We start from the raw sequence: 17,309 nt of genomic DNA on the forward strand, positions 1-17,309 counted from the left end.
AGATTATTTTATTAGAAAAATGTTCATTTAGAGTGAACAAATATGTACATTTAATGAACAGTTGTATATTTACAAAAGTAAAGAAATCGGAGTTAAATATTTACTAACATAAAAGAGACTAATTTTTGCTGGGGTATTGTCCTCCCAGTATTCTCCAGTGGAAATGAAACCCTGGGGGTTTTAAAATAATTATCGAAACGGTTAAAAAATAATAAAATTACACAAACATTGTCTTTAAAACGTCGGCACACCCACACTTTCTCTCTTCTGGAATCTTTGGAATTGCTCTCTTTAGGAGTTTCTGTACTTTTTCTTCATTTTCCTTCATAACCCTAAGAACTTCCTGGGCATCGACTGGCTTTTCCGCCCATACATCGTAATCCGTGACCGTGGAAATATTTACATAGCACATACCAAGTTCTCTAGCTAGGTTAACTTCTGGAACAAGTGTCATTCCTATAACGTCTGCAAACTGTCTAAACATCCTTGATTCAGCTCTTGTTGAAAATCTTGGTCCCTCTATACATACATAAGTCCCTCTCTCGTGTACGGGTAGATTTAACTCTTTAGCTGTCTCAATGAATATTTTCCTAAGTTCGGGGCAGAAGGGGTCCGCCATCGAAACGTGGGCAACTTTTGGCCCATTGTAAAACGTGTACTCTCTTTTCTTTGTGAAGTCTATAAATTGGTCAATTATAACTATATCTCCAGGCTTGTACTCTTCCTTTAGTGAACCGACGGCGTTTATCGCTATCACCCTCTCAACTCCAAGCTCATGAAGGGCCCATATGTTAGCCCTATAGGGAACTTGGTGCGGTGGAAACTCATGGTACTTTCCATGTCTCGGAATAAATGCAACCTCAACCCCTTCAATTTCCCCTATCTCTATTGGAGCCGAGGGCCTTCCATATGGTGTGTGAACCTTCACAACTTCTTTCGGTTCAAAAACACCATAAACTCCGGATCCGCCGATTATTCCTATCTTTGGCATTTGCATCACCTTACTATTATCTCTCCTCCTTGTTATTAAATTTGACCTTTAGAGGAAATATTAATTAGCTTTACATGCAATATAACTCTCGGGGATAAACATGGAGAATAGGCCCGTTAACATAGTTCTTCCAAAGATCGAAAATCCAATTCTTATAGAGGGTTACCCAGGAATTGGGCTCGTGGGCCATATAGCTGCGAACTTTCTCGCAAAAGAGCTCAAGATGGAGGTTATAGGATACGTGGAGAGTTCTTTTATTCCTCCAATGAGCCTTATACTTGAAGGTAAGCCGAATCCTCCCCTTAGGTTCTATGGAAAGGATAATATCATCATAGCAGTTGCCGATATATACCTCCCACCAACGCTGATAAACGAAATTGCAAAAGAAATTGCAAATTATTTAGAGCAGAACAAAGCTGAAAAAGTAATATCCCTTGGAGGAATGGGTATAGGAATTTTCAAGGATAAATTTGAAGTATGGGGAGTTGGAGGGACTGAAGAGGAAAACAAAGAGCTTCAAGACCTCGGTGTTAAGATACTAGAGTATGGATCAATCAGTGGAATGAGTGGCAAACTTCTTTGGGAAGCATCTAGGAGAGGCTTAAAAAGCTATGTAATACTTGGCGAAACGTTTGGGGATAGGCCAGATCCTAGGGCCGCAGCTAACGTCGTTGAAGTTCTAGATAGAATGCTCACTTTAAATGTCTCCGTGGAACCTCTATTGAAAGAGGCCGAGATGATAGAGGAACAGTTAAGGAAAATGCATGAGCAGATGGAGAAAGCTAGAAGAAGCGTTGAAAAGCAGTATGAAACTATGTATCTGTGAGGTGAGATTATGGAGCTTCCCCTTCTCTCCGGTATTACTAGGAGAACCCTTGATTCTATATTGAGGAACCCTTATAGAACTATAGAAATAAGGAGTGCTAGAAATTATCTAGTTCTAGAGAGAGTTCACGAGGGAGATTTGATATTTTTAACTTATGAATCTCTTGAGGATGTGACCAAGGGAACCGAGGGGATCATAGCTAAAGTTGTTAGAATTGAGAGGACTCACCAGAGGATTCCCTGGGAGGAGAGCGATGAAAGGGAGATGAGCATATGTAGGGTTCAACTAAGACTCGTTGGTCTCGGTAGAATAATAGAGATTCACGAAAGGGAAGGAGTTACAATGGTTAAAGTTAGGGAAATGACGCATCATGAGATCAGCATGGGGTAAAGAAGTCCAAGGTTTTCTGCTTTACTTCCCTCTTATTGTCATTATTCTTTGGAGGCTCAAGCTTTCTAAACTCTAATCCTTCTTTTTCTAGTAGCTTTTTAGCCCCCTCAGTTAATGAGGGGGCCACAAGAATTCCCCTTACCTTCTCCCCATACTCTTCCTTTAGAGAATCGACGTACCTCTTTAACTGACTAACGGCGTGTAAATCGGCCTTTCTCCTCTTCAATTCTAGGACTACTATGTTACCATCCTTGTCGAGCCCCATTATATCTACTATCCCATGTTTTATCTGCTTCTCCCTGAACATGGGCTTAAATCCTTCTTCTATAACGTTTGGATTTTCGAATATTAGCTTGGCCATTTCAGCTTCGCTCCCCGTTAGTGCTAATTCCTCATAATCCTCCGCAAGGAACACGGTTACAGCGTAGACTTCCATTAGCTCAACCTCGAGCCTTTCGTGGGGCTTTCTCCTAATACTTATGATAGAGTTTTCCCTCATGCTAACCTTGCTCCCAGGAGGTTGCCAATTGACGGGTTCTCTCTTTTTATTTTGGTGAATCAAGAAGCTTCCATCTGGTTTAATAATGACTATTCTATCCCCTTCCCCAAGCTCACTCTTCGCCCTTCCTTCATAATATACTCTACATCTTGCGAAGATAGTAACAACTCCCCCATGCTTTTCGGCAATATCAAGTAGTTCTTTCACTTCCTCAACGGTTGGATTTTCCCTTGTTATTACCTTCTTCATCTACCAAGAATAATCGACAACAGTTAAAAATGAATCTCCCTATGAAAGATGGGGATAAAGGTGAACTTACATCAGTTCTTTTGGGAGTACTTTATAAGACCAATGTACACGAGGGAGGGATATAATCCGATAAATACAGTTGTCTATGCTCTAATTTTTGGCTTTGCAGTGATTTACACGTATAAGTATATAATAAAACCTTTGAAAATTAAGGTTGATGAAAGGCTCTTCCTGGCCGTTACTCCTATGGTTATCTTTGGTTCAACGATTAGGGCCTTAGTTGATGGTGGGGTTTTGGCTCCAAACCCCTGGATCTTAACCCCTGGAATATTCTTCACGGCCTTCTTCTTGATCCTCCCAGTTTTGTTTGCCGACGTTAAGCTGAAGCTTTATCCAAAGCTAACGATAGCTTGGGGTTCCTTGTTAGCAATTTATGCCAACTATCTATTAATAATCAATGTGAAGTGCTGGAAGCCGTATGAGTTGACGTTGCTTCATGCCCTGGTTAGCTTTGCTGTAGTATTGGCTTACTATAAGTTTAAGCCATTTGAAAAGCTTTATCTCTACCCTACGCTAGCCCACTACTTTGACATAGCGTCAACCGTTGTGGCCATACACTTTTATGGTTATAGGGAAGTTCACTGGGTGGAAAAGTACCTCGTAGGGATGTTTGGGGCTTATGCTTATTACCCCTGGATAACGATCATCCTAATTATCGTGTATTACGTGTTGAAAGAGTTAGTATTAGATCCAGAGGAGAGATATTATTGGTATCTAGCTGTCTACATCCTAGGCCTCGGGCCAGGGATAAGGGATCCAGCCCAGATGGTACTACAGATACCATGCCGATGATGAGACCGGTACTGGCCGAAGTATGATGAGCACTCGGTTAGCTGAGGCCTGAAAAAGGTTAAATATATCCTCCAATAATAACTCATGATGTTTGAAAAATTGGAATCTCCAAAGGAGTTTAGTCCCTTCAAAGATCTATCCAAAAAGATCGGTGGGTTAAGGGAGGGTGACCTTGTAGGAATAGTGGTCACCGATCAGCTTTCTCATGCTTACTTTCTTCACCTAGCCGTCTCAAGTTTTCCTGGTTTTTCATATTATCTAGACCTCTCGTCAAGGCTTTCCATGGATGTTCTATCTTCCCTGGGTGGGGATCCTGGCAGGATTTTCTTTGGTAGGGTCTACACTATGGGGGATATAATTTCTTCTATAAAATACGTTAGCGAGAATTCCCTATTTGTGGTGGGCTCTTTAAATGCCTTAGATCCAAGAAAGGAGGATATTTTAGCTCTTAAAAGTGAGATCAGCGAAAAAACACTATATGGGATGGTATTAATTGAAGAGCAAAATCTTAATGAACTTAACCTCCCAGGAGAGATTAGAAGGTTGCTGATAGTTCCAGAGGTCTTTGAGCAAATTTTGGTTGGTAGGATATCCTATTATAGGGGTAAATATAAGTTAACCGTAACCGTTCTGAGAGCTTATCCCGATAAACTGTCCTCCCTAGGTGACCATGAATTTACAGTAGATGAGGAAGTAAAGAAAATTTTATTCCCAAATAGAGAAGGGCAACAATCACAATAACCGTTAATGCTATATAGTCACTTTTTCTCATTTTTAAATCTACAAGGTGGGTTCTCTTTTTAGACGCTCCGAAAGCCCTACTTTCCATAGCTATTGCTAGTTCGTGTGCAGTCTTTATTGATATAACGAGTAGTGGTATTACAATTGCCACCATCTTTCTACTCCTCTCTATGAAGTTTCCCTTTTCTAGCTCTAGACCTCTACTTCTTTGGGCATCCATTATATTTTTTGCCAATGAATAAAGCGTTGGAATGTACCTCAACGCTATTAAAACTGTCAGCCCTATCTCATAGGGGAGGCCAAGCTTTGTAAATCCTCTTATCAATTCCCTCTGCTTAGTCGTCATCATTAGGCCGAATGCTATTAGGGTTATTCCCATTATCCTAAATGTATAGGCGATCCCTATAAGCACCCCTTTTTCAACTGGCTTCACTATTATTGGCCAGCTAATGAACGTTAGAATGAATATCGGAATTAGAGGTTTCATAACTTTAAACTGGGTTCTAAAATCAATTTTTCCAAGGATTTTAAATCCCAGGAGGGTTAGGAAGAATATAAGGGGGGATATCACTGGATCTTTTATCATCAATCCTATTGTTCCAAAGACTAGCGTTCCAATTATCTTAACCCTTGGATCAAGAGCATGGAGTAGCGATCTTTTTTCTACGTAAAGGGAGTACATCATAGCCCTATCACCTTTAGAAGCTCTTCAACGTTTCTGACAAAGTTTATTCCAACGTCTTTTGAAATTTTTACCAGTTCAGGCTCCTTTAGACCAAATCCTTCTAGATCTAACTCAAAGAATTCTTTTGTGGATCCAAAGAATTTTAGTTCTCCATCCTTTAAGAGCAAAACTTTATCCGCAACTTCAAGCACGAGCTCTATGTCATGGGTTACTAATATTATTGAACTTCCTTCTCTTCTTAAGTTCTTAATGACATTAATTAGATCCTGGAGCCCCCTCTCATCGAGTCCCGTGTTTGGCTCATCTAGGACTAGGTACTTTGGCTTCATTGCTAAAATGCATGCTATTGCAAGCCTCTGTTTCTCTCCACCACTTAGCTCAAACGGATTTCTATTTTCAAATCCCCTTAGCCCAACAGCTTCAAGGGCCCATCTAACTCTCTTCTTAACTTCCTCCTCATTGAGGCCTAAATTTTTTGGACCAAAAGCCACCTCTTTAAAAACGTTCTCCTCGAAGAACATTGCATCAGGGTTTTGGAATACGTAACCTACTATTCTACTCAGCTCAGCTACACTCACTTCCTTAGTGTTGATGCCATCAATTAAAACGTTCCCTTTCTTAGGCTTGAGCAAACCGTTCAGCATTTTAACTAACGTCGTTTTTCCGCTACCATTTGGACCTACTATAGCAAGGGTACCCTCGCTAAATGAAAAACTAATAGACTTCAGCACGGTTTTACCTTCTTGATACCAAAACCAGACGTCTCTAAACTCTATCATCAGAGAACTTTTCGCTAGTTTAGATTAAAAACCTTGGTTTGACTTTGAAGTGTAAACTTTGATCCTCAAGAATTGGAGATGAGGGAAAAGTTTTTAATTTGAAAAAGTCGTTCCCAAATTAGCGAGGGATTAAGTCGATGATAACTCACTATTCTAAAAGTGGGAAAGGGGAAGGAATATGCAAGTGAAAGTTGACCCAGAGGAAATTAAGAGGATCAAGAGAGAGCTTGAAGAACTTCAAGAGGAGAAGAGGAAAATTGAAATAAAACTGGAAGAGCTCCAGAAGGAGCTAAACACTTGGATTCAAAAGAGGGATGAAAAGAATCTTGAAGTGAAGAGGCTACGTGAAAAGGCTAGAGAATTCAAGGCCAAGAGGGATGAAATAAATCAGAGAATAAAGGAGTTAAAGAAAAATAGGGACGAAATAAACGCAAAACTTGATCTTCTTTATCAAGAAGTCCTGGAGTACAGGACAAAAAGGGATGAGTTCAAGCAACTAAGAAGGCTTAAAATGCCCAAGGAGAAGATTGAAGAGAGAATTGAAAAGCTTGAGTGGGAGCTTCAGACTACTCCAAATATTTCCCCAGAGAGGGAGAAGCAAATAGTCGATCAAATTCAGGTTCTTGCAACTGAGTTAGAGATAATCCAGCAAATTGAGAGGTACAATAACAAGCTTCAAGAGGTTAGGAAGAAGATAGATCAGCTTAAAAAGGCTAGAAGGGCTATAAGTATGGAAATACAACAATTGGCTAATCAGAGTCAGCAATTCCATGAGCAAATGATAAAGACATATCAGAGAGCTGATGAAGTTAAGAAGGAAGCTGATGAGTATCACCAAAAGGTCCTGGAGCTTAGGGAGAAGATTAGGGAAGTTAGAAGGGAACTTAGGGAAGTTGAAAAGAAGATTCTAGAGTACGATCAGAAGCACAAGGAGCTTATAGCTTATAAACTCGTAGCAAGGATGAAGGCTAAGAGAGATGCAAACTTCGAAAAAGCCGTTCAAGCCCTCGAGAAGTTCAAGCGTGGAGAAAAGCTCACATGGGATGAAATATTACTACTCCAGAGGTACAACCTCGTCTGAAGTGAGCTAGCATGGAGGTAATCAAGCACGATGGCCCAGGAAGGTTAGGGGTTATTAGGTTAGAGCCTCCAGTTCAAACTCCCGCTTTAGCTGGAGTTGATTTCACGATTTCTCCATTCAACTCGTACTTTAATCCAAAGGAATATCACGATTATGATTTTAACTTGGCCCCTTCAATTCCTCTAAGCTATTATACTCCTGATGAAGTCATTGAAAAAGCCCTTAAGAGAATTGAGACTGTGGATTATTCAAAATTTAACACATTCTATTTTCCAGCCTTAAAACGGGATAAGTACTACCCTAGATTTGTCGAGCTCATAGAAGAGAATGACTTCGATGCAATTTACATAGGGAATTCCAAAGTAATGATTAAAGACTATAGAGGATTCGTAGCAACCTTGAGGATTTTAAGAGAAAAGTTTCCAAACGCTGTTTTAATAACTGACCTTGAACCGTTCTTTTACCCATTAGCCGTTTATCTAGGGGTGGATGCCTTCGACGTGAGATCCCTAAAGATCTATTCATACGAAGGTTTAGGGTTTACCCCCTTCTCTCCGGTAATTTGGGATAGGCCAAACGATCCTATAGAATTCGCTCGTGAAATGATTAAGATTATCAAGATCGCTATACAAGAGGGTAAACTTAGGTATTTGGTTGAAAACTTCCTTCCAACTGTTATGAACGTTGGGATCCTTAGAATAGCCGATAAGGAGCATGGAGATTACCTGGAGAAGTACACTCCAGTTCACGATAAAACCGTTGTCTTTATTAGCGAGCATTCAATTAGTAGGCCCGAAGTGTTTAGATGGAGGAAGAGAATCGAAGAAAGATTTGAACCTCCTAAAGGAATTGATCTGTTACTAATCTTCCCATGTTCAGCTAAGAAGCCTTACTCGAGATCGAGATCTCACATGATGTACAGGAAGGTTATGAAGGAAGCGCTTGGAGAGAAGGTACACAGGGTTCATGAACTGGTAGTGACTTCTCCCTATGGAGTCGTTCCCAGGGAGTGGGAGTGGCTGGCTAAATATGATATAGTCGTTACTGGTCACTGGAGCGAGAGCGAAGTTAGATTTGCAGGAGAATTGCTTGCTCAAACTATTGAGAAGTACCCTGACATTCCTATAGTAGCTCACGTTGAAGGTGGATATAGGGAGGCCGTTAAGTACGCAATGGAGCTTGTGAACAGGGATGTAATATTCACGGCAGTTGGTTCCTCTACGATCTCTAAAGAATCCTTGGATAAGCTGAAGAAAACCCTGAAAGAATTCGATCTCAGGGATGCTGAAAAGGATTATCGTAGGTACAGATTCTATGAAAATGTTAGGAAAGTATTTGACTATTACTTTGGGCTGGGTGCTGGAGAGGCCGTACTTCCTGAAAATGCCCAGATAGTTGGCTCTAAAATGCTAAGATTGATAGTCAATAACTCCCAAACGGGAACTTTTCAAGAGGGAGTTATAAGTGTGACCCCCTTTGGAATGCAGAGGATATATGATAAGCTGAATTCCTACTGGGTTGAGGTTGATTTTGACATAAGGGGAGATGTCTTTGCGGCCGGTGTGGAGAGGGCCGATGAGGGGATAAGGCCGAATGATATTGTAGGAATCGTGAGGGATGGAAGGGTTGTTGCGGTGGGGAGGGCCGTTTTAAGTGGAGAAGAGATGGTTAGGGCCAAGAAAGGTATCGCTGTAAGGGTTAGGAAGAGGGTAAAAAATAAATAATACCCTCTTCAAATTCTCAAATATATGGAAACATTACTACTACTAGCCATACTGCTTGCAGTCGCAAAATTTTCGGGATGGATATTTGAGAAGTTTAATCAGCCCATAGTTCTTGGACAGATCCTTGCCGGCATTTTAATGGGTTTAATCATTGAAAGAAATGAAATTATAATTGAATTTGCAAACCTTGGAGTTCTAATGTTACTATTCTTGGCTGGAATTGAAAGTGACCTTGAGGAGTTCAAAAAAGTGGGAAAGCCAGGTATTCTGGTCGCTGGGGTTGGCGTTCTATTTGCATTCATATTTGGCTTTATCGTGGCTTACCCCTTCTTTGACTTTGGAACTGCTATGCTGTATGGGGCCGTGATGACCCCTACAAGCGTTAGCATAACAGTTAAAGTTCTGATGGAGTTGGGGAAACTTAGAACTAGGGAGGGAACTACAATATTGGCAGCAGCTGTAATTGATGATGTCCTTGGTATTCTAGTCCTAACGATAGTTATCTCGACTCTAAGGGAGGGTAGCGTGCACTATGATATTATTTTGAAGATCCTACTGGAAGTTGCAGGATTTCTGGCCGTATTCCTATACATAGGTCCTGTTTTCATGGAGGATGCCTTCAGGAGGTTATCTAAAATCGACTTACCAGAGGCTACTACTACTTTTGCGGTAGTTTTCTTGGTTCTCTTTGCCTATCTTGCGGAACACTTAAATTTGGCCTCAATACTTGGCGCTTATTTAATAGGACTCTCAATAGGACAGACGAGCTATAAAAAGAGGATTGAGGATCACATGAATACCCTTGGGTACTCGATATTCATCCCCCTGTTCTTTGTCGACGTTGGGATGAGAATAGATCCAAGGTTTCTGCTTCAGGCTAAGGTGTTTGCACTTTTATATGCTCTAATTGCCATGTTAAGTAAAGTCATAGGATGCGGCCTTGGAGCATATCTAGCGAACTTCGATTGGAAGAGCTCGTTAAAAATAGGGATAGGGATGATTCCAAGACTGGGTGTTGAGTTAGCGATGATAACTACTGCAATGGCTAGTGGAATAGCCGGAAGCGACGTCTTAACCGTTGCAATGACCATGGTCTTTTTGACAACATTGGTAACTCCCCTTCTGCTTAAGCGTATATATCAGATCCTTTAGTTCCTCTCGTCCAACGTTACATTTTTTCCTCCCTTATCTTTCATATTCACTATATCGGCCTTTTATTTTTAGAATAATCAGCTCAATCATTATAACACTTTGCTTAGTAATGTTAGAAAAGCATATAATGCTTTCCTTTTATATTGGGGGAATTTTATGTATAATTAGCCTTGATATTTAAAAATAATAAGATAAATTGGCAAAAATTTTGAGAAAAATTTAATATATCTGCAGGTTAATTTGATGAGTTGATATATGTTGTGGAGGTAGGAAGATGAGTAATGGGCATAGATATGGGATATTCTATAGATGGTTGCTACCAGCAATAATATTTCAATCCGTGTTCATGGGAGGGGGTTTCACAACTGGAAGGGAAGTAATGGAGTATGCTGGAAAATATGGAGTCTATGGTATATATTCAGTGGTTATAGCAACTATACTATTCTTCATCTCAGCGGCCCTCTCGTATGAAGTTGCAAGGGTTTTCAAGGCCTTTGACTATAGGACCTGGGTGAAGCAAATAATATGGAAGTTCTGGCCTCTCTTTGACATAGCTTACATCATACTTGCGATAATAGTCATAGCTGTTGTAGGCTCAGCAGCGGCTAGCATTCTGGAAGACATGTTTGGCCTTCCCTACATGATAGGGGCGGTAGTGATAATCTCGATGGTTGGGTTGCTTCACTTCTATGGTAGGAAAGCCATCGAAGCTTTTGAGACCCTTGGAACTATAATTTTGTACATAATGTATATAATCCTCTGGGTCGTAACCTTAAAGGCTGCTTGGGGTAACATAGGAGATGCATTCGCAAAGAACCTTGGAGTTGGGGGCCCTGGAAAGGCCTTAATTTCTGGAATCCAGTACTTCGCCTACAACATGGTTGTCGTTCCTGCGGTTCTCTTTACCCTAGATAGGCTTGAAAGTAGAAAGGACTCAATAATTGCTGGCTTTAACTCGGCCCTATTCGTTGGAGTTGCATTTTTCCTCACCTGGCTCAGTCTGCTTGGCTTCTATACCAATGAGAACGTTGTGAATGCTCCAGTCCCGTGGTACGAGATAATGAAAATAGTGGGAGCAACTTGGTTGAGGGGTTTCTACGTTATAGCTGTCTTTTGGACGTTAATAGAGACTGGAACAGGCATGATACACTCGATAGTTAGGAGGATAGACGTTCAGCTTGAGGAAGCTAAGGGGATCTCCTTCACGAGGAGGCAGGAAGCTGTAATTGCCACAATCATAATAATCCTTGCAATAGCGATGGCCAAGTTCGGGATAATAGCACTGGTTGCAAAGGGATATGGAACTCTTGCATGGGTGTTCTTTGCTATCCTCTTCATCCCGCTTATAACGGTGGGCGTTGCCAGGATCCTAAATCCGAACTGGATGAAGGAGTTCTGGGAAAGGGCATGATATATTGAGGTGGTTTCCATGACCAAGTGGGATGAAATTAGAAAGTATACGTCGAAAAAAATTGAAAAAAATTTAGAGATAGTTAAGCTGGATGAAAAATATATTCCAAGGGCTTCTGGCTTTAAGTATTACCCGATGGTCATAGAAAGGTCTAGCGGTTCTAGGATATGGGATAAAGATGGAAATGAATACATAGACTTCCTAACGAGTGCGGCCGTATTCAATGTTGGACATACACACCCTGGGGTCGTGAAGGCCGTGGAGGAGCAGATTAAGAAGTTCTTCAATTACACGATGGGGTACTTGTATGTGGAGCCTCCCGTAAGGCTGGCTGAACTGTTGGTTGAGATAACTCCTGGTAATTTTGAGAAGAAAGTTACCTATGGGTTCTCTGGATCAGATGCAGTTGATTCCTCCATAAAAGCTGCTAGAGCATACACGAAGAGGGTTAACATAATAAGTTTTCTGCACTCTTATCACGGAATGACATATGGAGCTCTTTCAGCTACGGGGATACTTGATCCTAAGCTGAAGAAGCTTTTACATCCGATGGGCAACTTTCACCACGTTGAATTTCCGGATCCTTATAGGAACAGCTGGGGAATAGATGGCTACGAGGATCCAAGTGAGCTCGCCAACAGAGCCTTAGATGAAATTGAAAGGAAAATTAAGGAGCTTAACGAAGACGTTGCGGGGATAATAATCGAGCCAATTCAGGGAGACGCTGGGGTTGTTATACCGCCAGAAGAATTTGTAAGAGACCTTAAGAAGCTAACTGAGGAGTACGGAATAGTTTTCATAGATGAGGAAGTTCAGACGGGAATGGGGAGGACTGGAAGGTGGTGGGGAATTGAGCACTTTGGCGTAACTCCCGATCTTATAGTTTCAGCTAAAGCCCTGGGAGGGGGTATGCCAATTTCCGCAGTAGTTGGAAAAGCTGAGATAATGGATAGCGTTCCAGTACCCTTCTTCGTGTTCACTCACATTGGGCATGCCGTAAATGCCTCGGCCGCAATAGCAACTATTAACGTTATAAAGGAAGAAAAGCTCGTTGAAAGATCCGAGAAGCTTGGAGAATACATGCTAAAGAGGCTTAGGGAACTTCAAGAGACTTATCCAATAATTGGAGATGTTAGGGGTAAAGGATTGCTAATAGGGGTTGACATAGTGAAGGAAGGAACGAGGGAGCCTGATAGGAGTCTAGCACAGAAAATATCCTGGAGGGCTTGGGAGAAGGGATTAATAATGATAACGTTTGGAAAACATGGTAACGTTCTTAGAATAGCTCCACCACTCAACATACCCCAGGAAGACTTGGATAAGGGGGTAGAGATAATTGAGGAGTCAATAAAAGATGCAGTTGAAGGGAAGATTCCTGATGAGGTGTTGAAATTCTTACGGGCATGGTGACTAAAACACTCTAGCATATCCCCATTTTTTCACACTCGTTAGTATTGAGGTTTCCGTGCTTTTTATTCCATCTATTTTTGCCATCTTCTCCAAGATAAAGCGCTCGAGCTCTTGAAGATCCTTAACGGTTACCTGCATGAATATGTCGTGGGCCCCTGTAACTATTCCTAGGACGTCAACTTCTGGAAACTTTGCAAGCTCCTCTACTACCTGCTTAACCTTTGCGGGTTCCGCATCTACTGCTATAAACGCTACTATTTCATATCCAGCTTTAAAGGGATTTATTAGGGCTGCAAACTTCCTTATAACCCCCTCTTTAACCAGTCTATTAACCCTGGCCCTTACCGTTGACTCTGGAACGTTTATCCTCCTGCTGATTTCCGAGTAACTCATTCGTCCATCTTCTTGAAGGAGCCTTAAAATAGCCCTGTCGATCTCGTCCAGCTCAACTTTTCTTGAGTGTGGCACGGTTATCACCTGTATATCTAGGTAAACATTTAGGGGATTTATATAATCTATCCATTGTCAATTTGGCAATCACATCGAGAAAAATCTAAAGTTTAAACTTGTCAATTCTCTTATCGTGATAACCATGGAATTCGTAGAACTTGAAAGCTTTATCGTTGAGAAAATGTCAGAAAAGAAAGTTCCAGGAATTAGTATAAGCATAATTAAGGATGGAGAAGTCATATATGCAAAGGGCTTTGGGTATAGGAACGTCGAAGCTAAACTCCCATCAACGCCTGAAACGATATATGGGATAGGTTCAATAACCAAGAGCTTCACGGCATTGGCAATAATGAAGCTTGCCGAGGAAGGAGCTCTAAGCTTGGAAGATCCAGTAGAAAAGTACGTTAACATAAAGCTGAGACCCTTCGGGAAACCTGTGACCATTCACCACCTTCTTACCCATTCTTCAGGAATACCTTCCCTTGGATATGCCGAGGCCTTCATAGAGGGCATGATTGGGGAAGATAGATGGCTTCCAGTTGCTTCACCCGATCAAATAATAGCGTTTGCCAAGGATATGGAGAAGTGGGCCGTTGCAAAGCCTGGTGAGAGATTTTTCTACCTAAATACGGGTTACGTTCTCCTGGGAAAGATAATCTCTAAAGTCTCAGGAGTTCCCTATGAGGAATACGTAAGGAAGAAGATTTTGGAACCCCTCGGAATGAAGCGCTCTTACTTTAGCAAGGAGGAGGTTGAGAAAGATAAGGATGTTGCCATGGGGTATATAGTTGATAAAGAAGGAAAGCTAATTCCCCAGGGATTTCCCTACGGGATTACCTCCGATGGTGGATTGCTAAGTAATGTCCTGGATTTGGCTAAGTATCTAAAGATGTACATGGAAAGGGATGAGAAAGTTGTAAGTAAGGAATCCATAGAAGCAATGGAGAAACCATACATAAAGGTTCCATGGGAGCTCTTTGGAGGGGAATCTTACGGGTATTGATTGATAATATATCCAAACTTCCTGGGGGAGAAGCTTATAGGCCATAGTGGTTCAGTTGGGATGTACACGGGGTACATTGGTTACATACCTGAGAAGCAAATTGGCGTTGCAGTACTTGAGAACTCCTCAGGGTATCCTCCTTCCTACATAGGAATGTACGCTTTAGCTTTACTACTGGACAAAAACCCAGAGGAAGAATTACCGTTTTTAAGCAGGGAGAAGAAGCTTAAAAGAATAGAAGGCCTTTACAAAGGGTATAAGGGAACTCTAAAATTCGAGGTAAAGGTTGAAGGAGATATAGTTTACCTGAAATTCCTAGGAAAGATCTTCACGTACATGGTACCACTCTTCCCAGAAGTTCTTGAGGAAGACTTCATTAAATGCTATACCCTCTCAAATGGTAGGAAGATGTATGCTGAGTTCTACATAAAGGATAATACCGTTGAATTACTGTTCGAAAGGTACAAGCTCGTTAAGGGTTAATTTTCTTTTTAAAGCCATTTCTTTTTCTTGAAATATAGGAGCATGCCAATGGCCAATGCAAACATTACCACTAGAACGGCCGGATATCCATAACGCCACTGGAGTTCGGGCATATATCTAAAGTTCATCCCATAGATTCCTGTGATGAAGGTTAAGGGTATGAATATAGTTGAAACAACCGTTAGAATCCTAATTATTTCATTAATCTTCATTGAGATCGTGGAGTAATAAATATCTACAAGGCTATCCGTGAGCTCCTTTTGGGTTTCAATAACTTCAAGGATATCCCTTACGTGGGCATATAAATCTTCTAGGAGGTTTTCCGTCTCGGCATCGAGAAATTCTTTACCCTCTACCTTTATTCGTCTAAAGCAGGTTAGCAGGGGAAGTATTGTACGTCTCATGAAGAGAACGTCACGCCTCATTTTGTGGATTTTCCTTAGGATTCCTTGATCGGGGTTCGCTAGTATCTTTGACTCGATTTTCTCAATTTCTGCACTTATCTTCTCTAAAATCGGGACGTAATTTTCTATTATTGCATCTAGAATTTCAACAAATAAGTATCCTGGACCTTTTCTTCGAAGGGAACCTTCTCCCTCTCGTATGCTCTCCCTAATGATATTAAAAACATCCCTTGGCCTTTCCTGAATCGTGAGGATGACGTTATTCATCAGGAGAATTGATGTTTTCTCCCTTTTCAAACTACCTGCGACCTCATAAACCTGGTGAAGGATTACGAAGATATAATCCGGGAAAATGAATACTCTAGCTGAACTATCTCGTTTTATAGCCTTTATTACTCTATTGCTCACTCCTAGTTTTTTAAGCTCGGCATCCAAAGCTGGGGAGTATATGACATTAATCCAGACGACGGTATAATCCCTAAAAGATAGGGCCTCTTCAAGTGAACTTACTTTCGTACTCATAAATTTGTCCTTAGAATATGCTATCACAGATATCTCACTTGTACTTTTCTTCATTTCCTATCTTACTCCTTTAGTTTTAGAAAGAGAAAATTGTGGTGCGGTGGCCGGGATTTGAACCCGGGTCGCCGGCTCGGAAGGCCGGCGTCCTAGACCAGGCTAGACTACCACCGCACAATTCTGGTGGGGCGGGGGGGATTTGAACCCCCGACACCCGGATCTTCAGTCCGGTGCTCTCCCAGGCTGAGCTACCGCCCCACCTAAGCAGCTACCAATAGAAACACATTACTTTGGATTTATAAATTTTATGAACCTTATGCACGACTTAAGTACCTTAGGGTTTATGTGAATGGAGCGAGGATTTATGAGGATTATGTGAATGCTTCAGTTGATTATAATCCAACGCATCGTTATGAAGGGTGGTATCAGGTTTCAGTTGATTTAACAAAGTATGCTGGATAGTCAATAACTATAAAAGTTAAATTTGGGCTGAAATTAGACGAAAGTTCCTCGATGTTGGCAGTTGATAATGTAATGATTGTGGCGAAGTGAGGGGGTTAAATAATGTCTTCAAGGGTTAAACGTGAGGAGGAAAAGCTAGCTCAACGAGTAGCGAGGTATTTTAAGCGGAAGTATGGGATCGAGGAAGACCTTATTGACTATTATGCTCTCGTTGATACTAACTTGACATTCGAAAATTAAGCAAATTGATTATCCTGATCGGAAGGGGAAAAGAAAGCGGAGGAAAAGTTAATAATCACCATCCCTAAAAATTCTTTAAGGTGTTGGATATGGCTGTGAGTGTGAAGAACTCGGAGGGTGTGAAACTCCTCATTGAAGAAGTTGCGAAGGCCGTTGGTGTTTCCCCAAAAGAGCTTATCGAATACTATGAATGGAAAGCTCACCGAGAGAAGCTCAAAAAGAGTCGGAAGAGGATGACAAAGGCCGAAGCGAGAAAAATAATAGCGGAGTGGAAGAATGAGAAACCTCGTATGAGCGAGGAAGAGGCCATTAAACTCTATTATGAGGCCGAGGAGGAGATCAAGAAATGGGAGAAAATCGAAAGAAGACTAAAGAAGCTCGGCTTAGAGTAGTTATTGACACATCCGTTTTAATCCCAGCGCTGTTATCGTCTAAAGGTCACGCCTTTGAAGTCCTTGAACTTCTCTTTGAGGGGAAGATCATAAATTATTATTCCACTTCAACCAAAGCCGAGTATTATGAGGTTATCAGTTATCCTAAACTCATAAAGAAGATTCCGTTTGAAGTTTCTAAAAAGAGAGTTGATGTTGTACTATTTCACTCGAAGAGGGTTCAAATAAAGCGTTCATTTAAAGAGTCCAAAACTCTATTTGAGAAAGTCCGTGATCCAGAGGATATTTCTTTTTTGGACGTGGTGTATAATGCTAAGGCTGATGTCTTGATAACCTATGACCGTAGGCACTTGTTAAGAATCAGGGATAAGGAAAAGAAGTTTAAGCTCGAAGGACATGAGTTTTACATCCTCACTCCAAAAGAGTTCATAGAATTCTACAAAAAGAAAAGGAGTTAAAGCACCGGGAACTTCCCGGCGACCTTCTTATACTCTTCTTTTGCTCTGTTCATCATATCAAAATAGTGCGCTCTACCAACCGTCTTAGATTACCTGAACTTCTAGGTT

General features: G+C 41.2%; 20 protein-coding genes, 2 tRNA genes and 1 other RNA gene. 15 read left to right on the plus strand and 8 right to left on the minus strand.

From position 1 onward, the window contains the following. Positions 1-217: 217 nt before the first annotated feature. Positions 218-991: an S-methyl-5'-thioadenosine phosphorylase gene (locus tag PH_RS00575; protein ID WP_048053039.1), complete on the minus strand. Its 774-nt coding sequence runs from the start codon at positions 989-991 to the stop codon at positions 218-220. Between the two features lie 100 nt (positions 992-1,091). On the opposite strand from PH_RS00575, the gene PH_RS00580 reads away from it, so the two are divergent. Then, a complete protein-coding gene (locus PH_RS00580; protein WP_010884240.1) occupies positions 1,092-1,817 on the plus strand; it encodes a proteasome assembly chaperone family protein in 726 nt (241 codons plus the stop codon). A gap of 9 nt (positions 1,818-1,826) precedes the next feature. Then, on the plus strand, positions 1,827-2,207 hold the full coding sequence (locus PH_RS00585) for a DUF473 domain-containing protein (RefSeq protein WP_010884241.1): 381 nt from the start codon (positions 1,827-1,829) through the stop codon (positions 2,205-2,207). On the opposite strand, the gene nucS is transcribed toward PH_RS00585, so the two are convergent. Continuing rightward, positions 2,194-2,955, minus strand: a complete 762-nt coding sequence (gene nucS, locus PH_RS00590) for an endonuclease NucS (protein ID WP_010884242.1) — start codon at positions 2,953-2,955, stop codon at positions 2,194-2,196. The two genes, PH_RS00585 and nucS, sit on opposite strands and share 14 nt — an antisense overlap. A gap of 48 nt (positions 2,956-3,003) precedes the next feature. Between nucS and PH_RS00595 the strand changes: the two genes are divergently transcribed. From PH_RS00595 to PH_RS00600, 3 genes are all read left to right on the plus strand, one after another. Beyond that, the gene (locus PH_RS00595; RefSeq protein WP_010884243.1) at positions 3,004-3,807 is read left to right on the plus strand and encodes a DUF63 family protein; all 804 of its coding nucleotides are present in this window, start codon (positions 3,004-3,006) and stop codon (positions 3,805-3,807) included. Further along, an RNA gene (locus PH_RS09525) (C/D box small nucleolar RNA) lies at positions 3,800-3,855 on the plus strand. Before PH_RS00595 ends, PH_RS09525 begins: the two co-directional genes overlap by 8 nt. Before the next feature lie 39 nt (positions 3,856-3,894). After that, complete coding sequence (locus tag PH_RS00600) at positions 3,895-4,548, plus strand: hypothetical protein (protein ID WP_048053040.1); 654 nt, start codon at positions 3,895-3,897, stop codon at positions 4,546-4,548. On the opposite strand, the gene PH_RS00605 is transcribed toward PH_RS00600, so the two are convergent. Further along, positions 4,484-5,233, minus strand: coding sequence for an energy-coupling factor transporter transmembrane component T family protein (locus tag PH_RS00605; RefSeq protein WP_010884245.1), 750 nt, complete (start codon positions 5,231-5,233; stop codon positions 4,484-4,486). The two genes, PH_RS00600 and PH_RS00605, sit on opposite strands and share 65 nt — an antisense overlap. Beyond that, positions 5,230-6,012, minus strand: a complete 783-nt coding sequence (locus tag PH_RS00610; protein WP_010884246.1) for an energy-coupling factor ABC transporter ATP-binding protein — start codon at positions 6,010-6,012, stop codon at positions 5,230-5,232. The genes PH_RS00605 and PH_RS00610 overlap by 4 nt, the downstream gene beginning before the upstream one ends. 178 nt (positions 6,013-6,190) lie before the next feature. On the opposite strand from PH_RS00610, the gene PH_RS00615 reads away from it, so the two are divergent. The 5 genes from PH_RS00615 to PH_RS00635 all read left to right on the plus strand — a co-directional run bounded on the left by PH_RS00615 (position 6,191) and on the right by PH_RS00635 (position 12,790). Next, positions 6,191-7,093: a coiled-coil protein gene (locus PH_RS00615; protein ID WP_010884247.1), complete on the plus strand. Its 903-nt coding sequence runs from the start codon at positions 6,191-6,193 to the stop codon at positions 7,091-7,093. 11 nt (positions 7,094-7,104) lie between these two features. Next, a complete protein-coding gene (arcS, locus tag PH_RS00620; RefSeq protein WP_010884248.1) occupies positions 7,105-8,817 on the plus strand; it encodes an archaeosine synthase subunit alpha in 1,713 nt (570 codons plus the stop codon). Positions 8,818-8,841: 24 nt separating this feature from the next. Beyond that, complete coding sequence (locus PH_RS00625) at positions 8,842-9,969, plus strand: cation:proton antiporter (protein WP_010884249.1); 1,128 nt, start codon at positions 8,842-8,844, stop codon at positions 9,967-9,969. A gap of 274 nt (positions 9,970-10,243) precedes the next feature. Continuing rightward, the gene (locus PH_RS00630) at positions 10,244-11,380 is read left to right on the plus strand and encodes a YkvI family membrane protein (RefSeq protein WP_010884250.1); all 1,137 of its coding nucleotides are present in this window, start codon (positions 10,244-10,246) and stop codon (positions 11,378-11,380) included. An 18-nt stretch (positions 11,381-11,398) separates the two neighbouring features. Beyond that, positions 11,399-12,790 (plus strand): aspartate aminotransferase family protein, encoded by a 1,392-nt coding sequence (locus tag PH_RS00635; protein ID WP_048053041.1) that lies wholly within the window; start codon positions 11,399-11,401, stop codon positions 12,788-12,790. On the opposite strand, the gene PH_RS00640 is transcribed toward PH_RS00635, so the two are convergent. After that, positions 12,791-13,267 (minus strand): Lrp/AsnC family transcriptional regulator, encoded by a 477-nt coding sequence (locus PH_RS00640; protein WP_010884252.1) that lies wholly within the window; start codon positions 13,265-13,267, stop codon positions 12,791-12,793. 115 nt (positions 13,268-13,382) lie between these two features. On the opposite strand from PH_RS00640, the gene PH_RS09910 reads away from it, so the two are divergent. Together PH_RS09910 and PH_RS09915 are read left to right on the plus strand one after the other, a co-directional pair. Next, entirely contained in the window at positions 13,383-14,243 is an 861-nt protein-coding gene (locus PH_RS09910) for a serine hydrolase domain-containing protein (protein ID WP_231833704.1), read from the plus strand. Further along, positions 14,244-14,726, plus strand: coding sequence for a hypothetical protein (locus PH_RS09915; protein WP_231833705.1), 483 nt, complete (start codon positions 14,244-14,246; stop codon positions 14,724-14,726). It abuts the gene before it with no gap. Between the two features lie 8 nt (positions 14,727-14,734). Here PH_RS09915 and corA read toward each other — a convergent pair whose 3' ends face one another. The 3 genes from corA to PH_RS00660 form a co-directional block, all read right to left on the minus strand. After that, positions 14,735-15,706 carry a magnesium/cobalt transporter CorA gene (gene corA / locus PH_RS00650; RefSeq protein ID WP_010884256.1) on the minus strand — a complete coding sequence of 324 codons (972 nt, stop codon included), beginning with the start codon at positions 15,704-15,706 and terminating at the stop codon, positions 14,735-14,737. A 39-nt stretch (positions 15,707-15,745) separates the two neighbouring features. Next, positions 15,746-15,823 (minus strand) — tRNA-Gly (locus tag PH_RS00655). A gap of 7 nt (positions 15,824-15,830) precedes the next feature. Beyond that, positions 15,831-15,907, minus strand: a tRNA-Phe gene (locus PH_RS00660). Between the two features lie 306 nt (positions 15,908-16,213). Between PH_RS00660 and PH_RS09785 the strand changes: the two genes are divergently transcribed. The 3 genes from PH_RS09785 to PH_RS00670 all read left to right on the plus strand — a co-directional run bounded on the left by PH_RS09785 (position 16,214) and on the right by PH_RS00670 (position 17,201). Beyond that, positions 16,214-16,351, plus strand: coding sequence for a hypothetical protein (locus PH_RS09785; protein WP_158298154.1), 138 nt, complete (start codon positions 16,214-16,216; stop codon positions 16,349-16,351). Positions 16,352-16,440: 89 nt separating this feature from the next. Next, positions 16,441-16,743, plus strand: coding sequence for a hypothetical protein (locus PH_RS00665; RefSeq protein WP_048053042.1), 303 nt, complete (start codon positions 16,441-16,443; stop codon positions 16,741-16,743). Further along, positions 16,698-17,201, plus strand: a complete 504-nt coding sequence (locus tag PH_RS00670; RefSeq protein ID WP_010884258.1) for a putative toxin-antitoxin system toxin component, PIN family — start codon at positions 16,698-16,700, stop codon at positions 17,199-17,201. Before PH_RS00665 ends, PH_RS00670 begins: the two co-directional genes overlap by 46 nt. Positions 17,202-17,309: the final 108 nt, after the last annotated feature.

Source organism: Pyrococcus horikoshii OT3 (genome assembly GCF_000011105.1).
Lineage (GTDB): Archaea > Methanobacteriota_B > Thermococci > Thermococcales > Thermococcaceae > Pyrococcus > Pyrococcus horikoshii.

Bases quoted from the DNA above. Each gene is read 5' to 3' on its own strand.
- PH_RS00575 (WP_048053039.1), bottom strand. From the start codon at position 991: ATGCCAAAGATAGGAATAATCGGCGGATCCGGAGTTTATGGTGTTTTT.
- PH_RS00580 (WP_010884240.1), top strand. From the start codon at position 1,092: ATGGAGAATAGGCCCGTTAACATAGTTCTTCCAAAGATCGAAAATCCA.
- PH_RS00585 (WP_010884241.1), top strand. From the start codon at position 1,827: ATGGAGCTTCCCCTTCTCTCCGGTATTACTAGGAGAACCCTTGATTCT.
- nucS (WP_010884242.1), bottom strand. From the start codon at position 2,955: ATGAAGAAGGTAATAACAAGGGAAAATCCAACCGTTGAGGAAGTGAAA.
- PH_RS00595 (WP_010884243.1), top strand. From the start codon at position 3,004: ATGGGGATAAAGGTGAACTTACATCAGTTCTTTTGGGAGTACTTTATA.
- PH_RS00600 (WP_048053040.1), top strand. From the start codon at position 3,895: ATGTTTGAAAAATTGGAATCTCCAAAGGAGTTTAGTCCCTTCAAAGAT.
- PH_RS00605 (WP_010884245.1), bottom strand. From the start codon at position 5,233: ATGATGTACTCCCTTTACGTAGAAAAAAGATCGCTACTCCATGCTCTT.
- PH_RS00610 (WP_010884246.1), bottom strand. From the start codon at position 6,012: ATGATAGAGTTTAGAGACGTCTGGTTTTGGTATCAAGAAGGTAAAACC.
- PH_RS00615 (WP_010884247.1), top strand. From the start codon at position 6,191: ATGCAAGTGAAAGTTGACCCAGAGGAAATTAAGAGGATCAAGAGAGAG.
- arcS (WP_010884248.1), top strand. From the start codon at position 7,105: ATGGAGGTAATCAAGCACGATGGCCCAGGAAGGTTAGGGGTTATTAGG.
- PH_RS00625 (WP_010884249.1), top strand. From the start codon at position 8,842: ATGGAAACATTACTACTACTAGCCATACTGCTTGCAGTCGCAAAATTT.
- PH_RS00630 (WP_010884250.1), top strand. From the start codon at position 10,244: ATGAGTAATGGGCATAGATATGGGATATTCTATAGATGGTTGCTACCA.
- PH_RS00635 (WP_048053041.1), top strand. From the start codon at position 11,399: ATGACCAAGTGGGATGAAATTAGAAAGTATACGTCGAAAAAAATTGAA.
- PH_RS09910 (WP_231833704.1), top strand. From the start codon at position 13,383: ATGGAATTCGTAGAACTTGAAAGCTTTATCGTTGAGAAAATGTCAGAA.
- corA (WP_010884256.1), bottom strand. From the start codon at position 15,706: ATGAAGAAAAGTACAAGTGAGATATCTGTGATAGCATATTCTAAGGAC.
- PH_RS09785 (WP_158298154.1), top strand. From the start codon at position 16,214: ATGTCTTCAAGGGTTAAACGTGAGGAGGAAAAGCTAGCTCAACGAGTA.
- PH_RS00665 (WP_048053042.1), top strand. From the start codon at position 16,441: ATGGCTGTGAGTGTGAAGAACTCGGAGGGTGTGAAACTCCTCATTGAA.
- PH_RS00670 (WP_010884258.1), top strand. From the start codon at position 16,698: ATGGGAGAAAATCGAAAGAAGACTAAAGAAGCTCGGCTTAGAGTAGTT.